General features: G+C 63.5%; 9 protein-coding genes and 1 CRISPR repeat array. All 9 genes read right to left on the reverse strand.

Annotation, left to right across the window (positions count from 1 at the left end):
• Nucleotides 1–1,068 precede the first annotated feature (1,068 nt).
• The 9 genes from G3480_RS22180 to cas1e all read right to left on the reverse strand — a co-directional run bounded on the left by G3480_RS22180 (nt 1,069) and on the right by cas1e (nt 12,093).
• Nucleotides 1,069–1,371, reverse strand: coding sequence for a hypothetical protein (locus tag G3480_RS22180; protein ID WP_164656178.1), 303 nt, complete (start codon nt 1,369–1,371; stop codon nt 1,069–1,071).
• A 178-nt stretch (nt 1,372–1,549) separates the two neighbouring features.
• Nucleotides 1,550–2,026: a nucleotide exchange factor GrpE gene (locus tag G3480_RS22185; protein ID WP_164656180.1), complete on the reverse strand. Its 477-nt coding sequence runs from the start codon at nt 2,024–2,026 to the stop codon at nt 1,550–1,552.
• Nucleotides 2,027–2,227 (reverse strand): hypothetical protein, encoded by a 201-nt coding sequence (locus G3480_RS22190; RefSeq protein WP_164656182.1) that lies wholly within the window; start codon nt 2,225–2,227, stop codon nt 2,027–2,029.
• 52 nt (nt 2,228–2,279) lie between these two features.
• On the reverse strand, nt 2,280–4,355 hold the full coding sequence (locus G3480_RS22195) for a tetratricopeptide repeat protein (protein WP_164656184.1): 2,076 nt from the start codon (nt 4,353–4,355) through the stop codon (nt 2,280–2,282).
• A gap of 28 nt (nt 4,356–4,383) precedes the next feature.
• Nucleotides 4,384–5,343 (reverse strand): LysM peptidoglycan-binding domain-containing protein, encoded by a 960-nt coding sequence (locus G3480_RS29290; protein ID WP_164656186.1) that lies wholly within the window; start codon nt 5,341–5,343, stop codon nt 4,384–4,386.
• Between the two features lie 22 nt (nt 5,344–5,365).
• Complete coding sequence (locus G3480_RS22205) at nt 5,366–7,705, reverse strand: Hsp70 family protein (protein ID WP_164656188.1); 2,340 nt, start codon at nt 7,703–7,705, stop codon at nt 5,366–5,368.
• Nucleotides 7,706–8,395: 690 nt separating this feature from the next.
• Entirely contained in the window at nt 8,396–9,964 is a 1,569-nt protein-coding gene (locus G3480_RS22210; protein WP_164656190.1) for an ArnT family glycosyltransferase, read from the reverse strand.
• Between the two features lie 443 nt (nt 9,965–10,407).
• Nucleotides 10,408–10,802: direct repeats of the CRISPR family, unit length 29 nt; unit sequence CGGTTCATCCCCGCGAGCGCGGGGAACGG.
• Between the two features lie 93 nt (nt 10,803–10,895).
• Nucleotides 10,896–11,195 (reverse strand): type I-E CRISPR-associated endoribonuclease Cas2e, encoded by a 300-nt coding sequence (gene cas2e / locus G3480_RS22215; protein WP_164656191.1) that lies wholly within the window; start codon nt 11,193–11,195, stop codon nt 10,896–10,898.
• Complete coding sequence (gene cas1e, locus G3480_RS22220) at nt 11,176–12,093, reverse strand: type I-E CRISPR-associated endonuclease Cas1e (protein WP_164656193.1); 918 nt, start codon at nt 12,091–12,093, stop codon at nt 11,176–11,178. Before cas1e ends, cas2e begins: the two co-directional genes overlap by 20 nt.
• Nucleotides 12,094–12,229 lie beyond the last annotated feature (136 nt).

The following is a 12,229-nucleotide window of genomic DNA, read 5'->3' on the forward strand; positions in this document are numbered from 1 at the left end:
GGCCAGTCGTCTTCCGTAGGGTGGACAAGCGCAGCGCAGTCCACCAACGCCGACGCGGGATTCGGTGGACTTCGCTCGCGCTCGTCCACCCTACCGGCTACCGGCCCAACTAATGACCAAGGCCCATCTGATGAGGATCCGTCATTGGATAGGTCTCTCGCCGAGAGCCTTCCCCATTACTTTAGACGGCGCAGACCGGAAGTAAATGCAGGAAACCCGTGGGTCGTCTTTGCGTCGCCTTTCGATCGAGACTTTGAGCCGACGCGGCGCTAGAACTCAGGCAACCCGAGGGCTCCGGCACCTCGCCGGAGCGACAGAGGTTAGCGTGCATGCTGCGGTCGACGACCGGGCGATCTCGCTTGGCTACTTGCTGTCCGAATACCCTTGGCGGCTGCGGCCAAACGGCGCTCGCCTCGCCGACATCGTGGAACCGGCGGATTCGCCGGAGACTGAATGAGGAGCAGCGACAATTTAGACCGGCATGGACGCCGGCTGGCCCTCTTCCCGGGAAGCTCTGGACTCTCGGAGCCGGATTCCTCTGCCGGTTCCTTCGCCTCTTGGCCGATGCCCACTGCAACGGGTCTGAGAGACTAAACCGCCGAACAGCCGTTCGATCGAGCGACCGAAGTGAAGCATGTGGCGGCCGTGTTGCAATGCAGCATCGAGTGATGATTCTTAGAAGATGCGCATCAATTGTTTCCCGATGCGAGCGATGCCGCCCGAAATCCCCCCTGCCCCCCCTTTGCGAAAGGGGGGAAGTTGTTGACGGACACTTCCTTAGTACCGCTGAGTCAGTCGACTCGGAGGCGTCCTTGACCGCTCTGGGTCGGAAGCGGAAATTCATCGGCACTGCCGCGACAGCGCGGTCGCGGTCAAGAGCTGAAGATAAACCTAAAACCGGACCAGGACAGCAAGATGTCGGAGAGCGGTCGCTCAATCCGGCTGGATCAGATCGTACTGCATCTACCGCACCACCCCTGCGGCTTGCGAGAAATCCTCAGGCTGCTCTGAGGCGCGCGGTGACTGATGTCAGGACTTGCACGGCTGCGTTGGGCAGCGGTCGCCCCGTCAGGGGATATAGCCGGGGGCGTTCGGCCCGAGGTTCTGCTCATCGTCTAGGGCCGCGTCGCGCACGTCGAAATAGCCATCCGGTGGCCCACCTTCGTTGGTGCTTCCGTCGCCGAGATCCTGGACGTTCGCGACGCCCTGGTCTGCGGCTGGATCCGGCTGGCCTTGCGGGGATTCGTCGATGTATTGGCGCACATCGACATCGAGCCCATTGGTGATGACTTCCTCATCAGACCAGGAGGGGAAAGCGGATAACAGCAGCAGGGAGCCAATCGTCGCGAACGCAAGGTTTTTCGGGTTCAATTTACACCTCGAGGATCGAACACTGTCGCAGGGGCGCAGATCTAGCCTGTCGATTATATCTCAGGTTTCGGAGTTGAAATTTCTTGGTTTTTCAATCTATGAATAAAGGGACTACCCTTGCGCGCTCGTCTTGTACCTCGCAAGTGGTTGAATTTCAATTTCTTAGGGAGTTAAAGGCTTACCATCGGTCTTGCGGCGTTTCGGCAGGTGTTTGGCTCCGCGACGCGGTGATGACCTCCGCCGGTCTGAGGACCTGCTCCCCGCGGCGATAACCGTTGCGGACCACCGCCAGGATGGTCCCTTCTTCCACCTCGTCCGTGGCCCTGGTCTCGATGACCTTACAACGCCCGACCTGGGCCCGGCCATCGGGAAACTCGAGCCGCGCGATACCGCGCGCCTCCAACAGACGCGTGAGCTTTCGTTGAATGGCGCCGACGCTCTTGAACGCGCGTTTGGTCGATTTGTCTAGGGTATCCAGACTCAGGTTGTTGAAGAGGTTCTCGAAGGCGTCCAGCACCCCAACCAGATCCAGGAATAGGTCGGTCTCGTTGTCCTGCGTCTTGCGCTTGTAGGCATCCAGCTCGGTGCTCAGCCCGATCGCTGTCCTCTGGAGTTCGACCAGCCTGTCCCTGAGCCGCTCCTTCTTCGCCGACATTCAAAAGAGCCGTTCTAGCCGCGGCATGTCGCTATCCGTGATCGGCTCGGGCGGTCGGCTCGGCGAGCGGCCGCAAGCATCGAGGCTATACTCGAATTCGGCGACGCTGCGCGCCAAGGGATCGAAAAGGGTCTTTTGCGCCTCGGCGATGACGCGCGCATCAAAGCGGCCGGCGCGCAGCGCCGTCGCGACGGCCGCCAAGATCTCGCGCTTGGGGGCGGCGGGGCCTAAGGATAGGATGGCGAAGGGATTACTAATGGCTCTTCAGCTCGCTGATCGCGTCTGCGACCTTGCGCGTCAGGGAATGGCTCACATCCACGAGGCGGCAGCTTTCGTGGACCTCGGCCAGGAGCGCCGCTCTCATGGGCCGCTCCATCTGCTGTGCCTGGTGATACCACAGCTCCATGTTCTCGAAAAAAAAGTCTCGATTGCCGGGATCGTTGGACGTCAGCACCAGCTTCGCGGCACGCAGGGAGTTTTGGCGTTTGAATGCCTTTTCGATGTCTTTCCCGATACGCCGCTCCTCGAGCGCGTCCAGTGTCGAGCCGGCAAGCTCGGATTCGGGGAAGATCTCCAGTGCCCGCTCCAAGAGCTTCTGCGCGATTGCGGGATTTATCCCCCGATTCAGCATGGCGACGGCCTTGATGCCCATGGCATGCGCCGCAGCTTGAGGCAGGTCGGGATGGTCGAGTCGACCGCACAGGGCCTCCAAGGCGTCGGCCAGGCCCTCGAAGAAGGCCGAGGGTTTGTCCGCGTAGGCCAGCCCCAGGATTTCCTGTGCCCGCTTGGGCTCCGCCTGGAGCAAGGGCAGGGCATCAAGGAAATAACGCTTGATCTGCGGCTCTCCCCGACGGGCCTTCGCCATACCGCAAGCCAGGGCGATGCGCTCCCGGCAGTAACGCACCAGATCATTGTCGATGTCCCGCGGGATCGCCGCCAATGCGCGCTCTTCCTCGCCCGCCTCCATCCACATCATGGCCTCGCCTGTCGCGCCGAAGCAGGCGCGAAGCTCCAGCAGGTCGATCCCTGAATCGGGTGGCGGACTTGGCTGAGCATCCAAAAAGGCAAAGATCGCATCCGCCAGTCCATGGTGCAGCGCAAAGCCGGGCGTGCAAGGATAGCAGGCCGGTGGCACCCCCTGTACGGGGAGCCCGGAGAGCTGCCGGATGATGCGCTCGTCCATCCGCCAGATGCCTTGGACGCGGGGGGAGAGACGCCCTTGCTTGGCATGGCCTGCCACCAGCGCACCCAGCCGCTCCACCAGACGGTCGCGCACGGCTTGCCGATCGAGGGGCGCCGAGGCCGCGCCATGGACGGTCAGCGCGTCGAGCAAGTCGTCGTCGTACACGGCTGTCAGCCAGAGCCCCACGGCCGATTCCAAGTGCTCCGCATCGCGCTCGGCACGCTTGAAGCTGACCTTGGCGTGCATCGCGAGCGCGGCCCGATCCGGCGGCTGCCCCAGGGAAGGCAGCAAAGGCACCATCTCGTCGAAGCGCTCCTCCTCCCACAGGGCGTCGAGCTGACTGCAGGTGGCATGCGCCTCCCACGCCTCGAGCCTGGCGCTCTTCTCCGCCGGGTCGATCCGATGGGCCATCTCCGTGATAATCGCGTAGCCATCGGCTCTGGTCGCGCAAGAGGCCGAGCGCTCCGCCTCGCGGCAGGCGAAGGGGAGCAACTGCTCCACCTGCCCCGCCAACCCCTGGGATCCAGCCTCGATCCCCCGCCAGGCCGCGAGCGCGTCCAAGTAGCGGCCGACCGCGGCGCAGGCGTAGCCCTGGCGATAGCGCGAAAGGTCCGACGAGAGCGGCGCGGCCGCATACTGGGCGATGGCCTCGTCGAAACGCTCGAGTTCCACCAGGCAGTTGGCCCGTTGCTCCGCGACGGCCGGATCGGCACCTGTGGTCAATGCCTTGTCGTAAGCCGCGAGACGCACCTGCGGATCTTCGTCCTCGGCGACCGCATCGAGGAGATCGGCAGCCTCTGCCTGGCTGAGCGCGAGCCGCAGCGCCGCGATCCGCTCCTCAATCCAGTCTTCGTGCTCGATCACGAGGGCCTTTTCGAATTGCTCCAAGGCGTCTCGATACTGGCCCTTCTTTTCCAGCTTTCTGGCGCGCTTGATCGCTTCGCGCCCCTCCAGGAGCGCGACTTCCCGCGCGCAGACCTCGAGCTTGTCGCTGATCTCACGCGCCTGCGCCTCGCTCACCCCGAGGCCTAGCGCGGCTTCGAGTTCGCGCTGCGCGAGGGGAAAATTCCCTTTCTGGAAGAACTTCTCTCCCCGCTCCAGCGCCAGCTCGAGCGGAGGACCTTTCGCCTTACGGGACTTGGCCATAAACCGCGATACCGTCCGTCTCTAGCAATTATTCGAGGGGAATCAGGATTCGGCTACCCGGCGCCAAATCGCTTCCCGGGTTGAGGGCAATCAGCTCCGGAGCACGCCTCGGCCGGCCGAGGAAGCGCCTGGCGAGCCCGTGCCAGTCGTCGCCCGGTTGCACTTGGTAGCGAAACAACCGGCCCTCCGCGCCCGGTGGGGTGATCTGGCGATACAGATCGAGCGCCCGCGCTGGGTCCGCGAAGAGGCTCAGCATGCCGACGCCCCCGTGGTAGACGCCGAGGCCGGGGTTTTGCTCGATCAGCACCGGATAGAGCCATCCGTGCCCATAGTAGCGCTTGGCGATCGACCACAGGGTCTCATCAGGGCGCAGATGGTGGTGCAACGCCGGCTCGGGCGCCTTCTCGCGCCCAGGCGCGGTCTCCCTGTCCGGAGCGCCCGGCGTGGGCGGCCGTGCCGGCTCGTCCCGCCCCCCCTGGACGAGCGCGGCGACCTGGGCGACCTGCCGGCTGGCCGCGGTCACCTGGTCCAAGGTCTTGGCCTGCTCGGCACCCAGGTCGCGGAGTTGCCCCTCGAGCGTCTCGAGACGACGGACGAGCGGCGCGATCTCGCCGACCATGGCCTGCAGCGCCGCCGCCGTGGAATCCGCCTCCTGGGTCTGGGCGGCGGCCGGCGGACCGGAGGATAGCTGCCGGAGGACCAGGATTTGCGTGACGAGCACCGCGAGTAGCATCGACAGGGCTAGGCCCACACCGAGCACGACCCAGCGCCAACGCGACCGCGGGGCGTGACTGGAGCCGCCGTCGCCCAGCAGCTCCCGCACGGGGCCGCTGGCCCGGTTTGGCACCTGACCATCCGGTGGTGATGCCGGCGCTTCTTCGTGGAGGGCATCCAGAAGCGCGAAGCATTCCAGGTCGGCATGACACTGGGGGCACTGGGCTGCCGCTTCGTCGACTCCGCCCTTGCCGCAGACCGGGCACTCGTTCACGCACCGGCCCGCCGCCGGTCCCTCATTTGCGCACACCCTTGAAGATCTGCAGGTCCGCCTTGCTCCTGTTCCTCAGAATGGCGCTCACCTCGGGCATGATCGCTTGGGTCAGGCGCTCGAAGGTCTCGACATCATTCTTGAGCATGGCATTGCGCAGGTCGCGCAAGTGCTTGTCGTAGCGTGGCGCCTTCGCGGGATCTGTCCGCGCCAAGGTCTCGGCGGCGTCTCCCACGCTCATGAGGATGCCTAGGGCGGGATACTTGTCGGCCTCCCCATGTGCCTTGTCGCGGGCGTCGAGGATCTCCTTGACCGTTCCTGTGCGGTTGCGCTCGCGGAGCCTCTCGATCCGCTTGACCAAAGGCTCCCGTTGGCCCGGCTCCAGCAGTCCCCCGTAGGCCGCCAACAGATCCTCCAGATAGAACAGATTGGAGGTGGGGCTTTCCTCCCTTGCCACCAGCTCGGCTGCAACGGCTAATTGCCGCTCGGCGCCGCGACTGGCCTTGAGGTCTTCCGCCCCCGTCTCCTGGTCGATCACATCATTGATGGCACGGGCGATCTCACCGGAGCGGAAGAGGAAATCGTACTTGGTGAAATACTTGTGCTCCTCATCGTTGACCCGCTGAATGGCGCCTTCGAGCTCCAGAAAGAGGCGCTCGTCGGCATGGCCTCGGGACAGGGTGCGGCTCACGCGCACCTCGGGCCGATCGGCCAAGCTCGCGCCCACGGTGATGAGATTGTCCTCGTCGATCTCGAAGTCGAGCACTACCTCGCGCACCTCCTCTGTGGACTCACTTCCCTTGTTGTCGTCCTTCGTGTTCCGAGTGTCCTCATCAGGGTCGAAGCTGAGCCAGAGGTCGCCGATGGACTCGCGCTCCTCGTTGACCAGATTGCAGAAGCGGAAGTGGGCGAGCCGCTGCTCCGGATGCATGAGCCGGAAGGTGCCCTGGGTCTTGAACGGCAAGGGCATGTTGCGCTCCACCAGCAGATGATCGCTGCCGTCCTCTAGCTCCAGGTAGTAATCGTGGGAGGTCGTGTGGACGATATCCACCACCCCCTTGCGCGCGAGGTCCTGCGCCAGGTCGAATCCGCAGGCGGCGCAGGTCTGATCCGACTGGGTCACCTCCTGACCGCAGCCTGGACACTCGTAGGCATCCGCGAGGCGGTGTGCCAAGATCGCCGCGCCCTCGGCGATAGCGAGCAAGGGGCGCTTGTGCACCTGCACCTTGTCGTCACCGAACACGCCCTTCATCTTGTCCACGATGAGCGGGATGTAGGACGAGCCCCCGACCATCACCACCCGATCGATCAGATCCGGCTCGAACTGGATCGAGGCGAGCACCGCTCGGGTGAGTTCCGCGGCACGCTCGGCGAAGGGCTCCAGCAGCGCCTCGAACTGCTCGCGGGTCACCTCCACCTCCACGTCCAGGATATCGCCGTCGGCGTCCTTGAGCAGGCCTAGGATCTCGATGACCGCCGAGCGCTCCGTGCTGAGTCGGATCTTGGCCGCCTCCACGCCGCTTCGCAGATCACCGAGAAATCGGTTCTTCTCCGCGGCGGGAAGCTGCTCGATCAGCTCCCGCAGGCCCTCGATCTCGTTGTCCTCCTCCGTCTGGCGCAAGACATGGTCGCTGAGGAGGTGGTCGATGTCGTCGCCACCCATCCACATGTCACCGCCCTTTCCCTGCTCGATGAAGTGACCCTCGGTCATCGTGAGGACGGAGATATCGAAGGTGCCGCCACCCATGTCGAACACCAGGACGGTCTCAGACTCCCCTTCGCCCAGGTCGCCCACGCCGAAGGAGATCGCCGCCGCGGTGGGCTCGGGCAGAAGGCGTTGAACCTTGAGCCCGGCGATGGCCGCCGCCATGCGAGTGGCGCGCTTTTGCTTGTCATTGAAATAGGCCGGCACGGTCACCACCGCGTACTCGACGGGCTCGCCGAGGTGCGCTTCGCAGTCCCGTTTCAGCTTGGCGAGGATCTCCCCCGAGATCTGCTCCGGCCGATACTCCTCGCCGTCGAGCACCACCGCCAGGCTTTGCTTGGATCCGGCGGCCAGGGGCTTGACGCTGTAGGCGTAGCGCCCCTCCCGCAGCAGCCGTTGCACCTCCTCGTCCTCGAAGCTTCTCCCCATCAAGCGCTTGACCGAGACCAGGGTGTTCTCCGGGTCCTGGACCTGCCACTCCAGGGCGTGCTTGCCCACGATCATGGTCCCGGACTTCGACCACCTCCCGCGTTTGGAACAGCCGACCACCGATGGCGTCAACAGCTCGCCCTCAGCGTTAGGGATGATGTCCGTATCGAGTCGTTTCAGCCCCACGGCCGAGTTGGTCGTACCCAGATCGATGCCGATTGCTCTTGCCATGTCTCAAACCTCGAGGCCAGTACAGAATTCCGAATCGTTGCTGCGTCTCGCCGGAGGCGCGATCGGCGCAGCCTTTTAAGCACTCGCCTAAGCGCATCTGCCCGATGCCGAGGGGTTTCGGAGGGGACGCCTTGCGCGACGATCGAGCGTCAGTGGTCGAGTCTCTTGGCGACCTCCGTCCAACCACACCAAAAGGCTCAACGGCACCAAAAGCCGCTCAGCATAACAACTCAGGTTTCGGAGTTGAAGCTCTCTCGCGGCCGAGCAGGGCCGCCGCACGAACAAACTGCCCGAAGCGGATGCGCGGCCAATCTGTCGATATCCAGTCCTGCGCGAGTTGGACAGCAGCATCAGATCTCCCCTTTTACCCTTAGATGACAAGGCCGCAAGGTCGATCCTATCGCCTCTCTCCGGGTGAGATCCGCTGCTTGAACGATCTTGCTAACGCGCGAATAGTAGATGCCGAATTTGAGAATCATGATGAGCTTCAGGAAGGCGAATGGATCTTTGAAATACTTAAAGATAATGAAGTCTTGCTGGCTCAGACTTTCAATATCAAATAGCGCAGAACGAACAAGGTTAGATCATCCAACAGAGAGGATGATCGCGAGCGCACATAAATGAAGGCCCCCGCGCCCGATGAGGGCTGCGGGGGCCAATTTCCCAGCAATGCCGAAGCGACGTTCGGGCTTAGGGCGTTGCGGCTGGCTCAGCCGTCGGCTGCGATTCCGACTCAGGCGTCGCGGCTTCTGGGCCTGATGCGGTGCCGCTCGCTTGAGCGGGCTGCTGCAGCGTGAGCGGCGCACCAATGGAAGGTTCGGCGATCAAGCCGCGCTCTGCGAAGAGCTTGTCGACGAGCGGCTGATGCATCATCAGCAATGCCCAGCACATCACCACACCTGCGGGCCAGGCCAACAGTGCCGAGGGCTGGGGCGAACGGAAGCGCATGATGATCCAGAGCCAAAGAACGGTCGCGCCGGCGGCGATGAGATAGAGCGTCGGCTGAAAGGCGAAGCCATAGTCCTGGGGCACAACGGCAGCGACCTGCTCGATCTGCGGTAGCTCCGGGAGTTCCCCCTTGAATCTCAGATAGCCCCAGAGCCCCCAGAGCGCGAGGGCCATTGCACCGAACAGCAGGGACGATAGCCACTTGACCGGCATCACGAGCAAACCAGGCATGCGGGTGATGCTGCCTGCTCCGAGCACGGCCAGCGGAATCAGGAGCATGGCCCCATGGATCGGCCGTGCCGCCTCAGCGGTGAGCATCACTGCCCAGCCCACGACGGACACCAACAACGCCAAACGCACCCCCGGCAGGCCAAAAAAGGCGAAGGGGCGCAGAATCAGCGCCAAGACTGCCAAGAGCCAGGCGGGAAACGCCATGATGAGGATGGCCCAAAGCCACTGCAGGTTTTCCTGCGGGGTTCCAAGGGCGACGTTGTCGAGGTACAGATTGAGGTTGTTCCCCCAAAGCCACTGATCGAGCAGCTGTGGGTCGCGCTGATACAGCAACCAGGGCCAGATCGCGAGCCAGGGCAGCGCGAACAGCAAGCCAATGAGCATCCCGCGTATCTGGCGCCCAAGCCCACCCCAGGTGGCCAGGAAGGGCATCAGCACGGCCGTCACACCGAGAATTGCCGGGCCAAGCAGCCCTTTTGCCATAAAGGCAATACCGGCACCCGTGCCGAGCCAGAGTCCGCCCCAGAAGACACGACGCGGCAGGAGCAACAGGCCGTAGAGGCCGACAGTAACGCCGGCCACCAGCGCACTATCCGTCGTCACATCGTGACCGAACCAGACAATCCCCAGGGTGCCGATGAGGATGAGCACCGTCATCGCACCGGTCCGGCCAACGCCTTTGTGCTCGACCGGCTTCCAGGTCAGGCGACCGAGCAAGCCCGCGAATAGCAGGGTAATCGCCAGATAGAGGCCGGTGGCGGCGCGGGCGGCATCGCGCTCCGGTATGTAGTCCGCCAACTTCTCGGAGAGTCCCACGGCGGTCATGAAATAGAGCGGCGGCGTATCGAGGATGACCTGATCGGCGCGCATCGGCACCACGAAGTCGCCGTTTTCGGTCATCGTCTGGACGATTTCCAGATTCTGCACCTCATGCAGTTTCCAGGGTGCGTGTCCGAGAAGACCAGAGCCAACGAAAACGATGGCCAGGATGAAGGTGAGCAGCACGAGCGAGCGCCCTTCAGGGCGCGCGGCTCGGGAGTCCGACTTGGCGTCGGTCGTCTTATTCTCTGCGTTGGGCATAATGATTCCTCGCTGCAAGATCCCGCGAATCATAACACGGGTCGAGCAAATGTTAGAGTGTTCTAATGTTCTGAATCTGAGCCACTGTGCTTGGATCGCACAGACCTCGATCATACGCGCGGCCGGCAGGTTGGACGAGTGAGAGCGAAATCCGCCGAGCCCTGCAGCGAGGCCGCGAATACTGGGCGACATCCGGCAGAATCACACAGGATCATGCGGAAGCGCGTCCTAAGCAGCCGTCGCTCCAACAGGAAACGACCGCCAGCGAAGACCAAGGGATTCGCGCAAGGCACTGACGGTTCGGACACGCTTGGACTGAACGACGCCCCTTGTATCGCCCCGGAAATCCACCGCGGATCAAAGGCAAAGCGATGCCGCAGGTGCTCTGTGGTTATCTATTGCGCGAGCACGGGGCGTGATTGCTGCAAGCGTATTGAACCCGTCGATTCATCCCCGCGAGCGCGGGGAACGGGGCGGGCTGGCGTTCTGGCTGCTGCCGTTCGGCGGTTCATCCCCGCGAGCGCGGGGAACGGCGCACCATCAACTTTTGCCGACGGTATGCGTCCGGTTCATCCCCGCGAGCGCGGGGAACGGACAGCGCGATCAAGGGGATCAGCCACAGAATTCGGTTCATCCCCGCGAGCGCGGGGAACGGCGCGGGTTACTGGCCGGCGTTGTAGACGATGCCGGTTCATCCCCGCGAGCGCGGGGAACGGGGGGCGACTGTGGGATCGGCGAGCAAATACCACGGTTCATCCCCGCGAGCGCGGGGAACGGTAACCGACGCTGATGTTGCGCAGGATGCCGGCCGGTTCATCCCCGCGAGCGCGGGGAACGGTCTTCCCGTATTTCGCTGATTTCCAGACGGAAATCAGACCGGCATAAATCTACCAACAACGCCGCCGTTTTCGAAGGGGATGGTTTTCGATTTTCAAAGAGCGTTTTTCGGTTCATCAGGCGGCAGGAAACTGACCAAACGGAGACCGTCGAAATCGACCGGGATGCGTCGGTTCGGGCCAACGGTGAGGAAATCGTAGCCGGATTCAGTGTTGGTGCTCCAGGCCATCACGGCGTTGCCTGCTTCCACCCCTTCCAGCACCTGATTCCAGATGAACTCGCGCAGCCGCTTGGAGGGGGTGCCGATGTAGACCCCGGCGCGGATCTCCAACAGCCAGACCGCCAGCCGGCCGCGCAGCCGGGGCGGCACGTTCTCAGTGACGATGACCAGCATCGCCCAGCGGCTTCCCGTCGTCGATGGCCGGCGCGACCGCTTCCGGTGCCGGCGCAGGCGGATCGATCTCGCCAGCGGCCAGCACTTCCTCGATCATGGGGATGATCTTGCCGAGCAGCTTGCTCTGGCGGAAGACATCGCGGCAGGCCAGCCGCACCTTGCGCTCGGCCTCCAGCTTCGGCGGATCCTGGGCCGCGATCTTGAACGCCACCGGCACCACGGTCTCGAATTTGACGATATCGGCCATGTCGTAGACGAAGGACTGCGGCTTTCCGGTATGAATGAAGCCGACCGCGGGCGCATAACCGGCGGCTAGGATGGCGGCCTCGGTGATCCCGTAGAGACAGGCGGTCGCCGAGGACAGACAGGTGTTGGGCAGATCACTGGTGTCCCACTCGGAAGGATTGTAGCGGCGCCCCTTCCAGGTCACGCCATAGCGTTTCGCCAGGTGCGCGTAGGTCTTTTTGACCCGTGCACCTTCGATACCGCGCAGTTGCTCGACGCTGCGCCGCTCCGGCGGTTTCTCGCCGAAGCGCAGCTCGTACATCTTGCGCACCACCTTGAGCCGAGCCTGATCATCGAGCGCCAGCTTGGCCTGATAGAGTAGCCGATCCGAGCGCGCGCCGCCCGGCTGCCCGGAGGCGTAAAGCCGGACACCGGCCTCGCCGACCCACACCAGCAGCGTACCGACCCGCGCCGCGAGGGCCGCCGCCCGATGCGAGACGCGCGTGCCCGGCTCCAGCATGATGCAAGCAACGCTGCCGATGGGGATGTGGGTGCGCACACCGTTCTTGTCGATGACGACGAAGGCGCCGTCGAGCACGTCGATCTCGCCGTACTCGATGAAGATCATCGAGATGCGCTCTTTCATGGCGATGGGCTTGAGTGGCGGCAGCATGGTTGACGGCCCTGTTGGCTGGAGTCAGGTCCAGGGTTTGGCGAACTCCGATAAGACATTGCAGAACTCCTGACATACGCCCATTAACTCGCTGAAATGGTGTTATAATTCTGGCTTGAATCGATAAATAAATACG

The organism is Thiorhodococcus mannitoliphagus, assembly GCF_010915725.1.
GTDB classification, from domain to species: domain Bacteria; phylum Pseudomonadota; class Gammaproteobacteria; order Chromatiales; family Chromatiaceae; genus Thiorhodococcus; species Thiorhodococcus mannitoliphagus.

Excerpts from the sequence above, each read along its gene's own strand:
- G3480_RS22185 (WP_164656180.1), bottom strand. The coding sequence starts at position 2,026 with ATGTCGGCGAAGAAGGAGCGGCTCAGGGACAGGCTGGTCGAACTCCAG.
- cas2e (WP_164656191.1), bottom strand. The coding sequence starts at position 11,195 with ATGCTGGTCATCGTCACTGAGAACGTGCCGCCCCGGCTGCGCGGCCGG.
- G3480_RS22195 (WP_164656184.1), bottom strand. The coding sequence starts at position 4,355 with ATGGCCAAGTCCCGTAAGGCGAAAGGTCCTCCGCTCGAGCTGGCGCTG.
- G3480_RS22210 (WP_164656190.1), bottom strand. The coding sequence starts at position 9,964 with ATGCCCAACGCAGAGAATAAGACGACCGACGCCAAGTCGGACTCCCGA.
- G3480_RS22205 (WP_164656188.1), bottom strand. The coding sequence starts at position 7,705 with ATGGCAAGAGCAATCGGCATCGATCTGGGTACGACCAACTCGGCCGTG.
- cas1e (WP_164656193.1), bottom strand. The coding sequence starts at position 12,093 with ATGCTGCCGCCACTCAAGCCCATCGCCATGAAAGAGCGCATCTCGATG.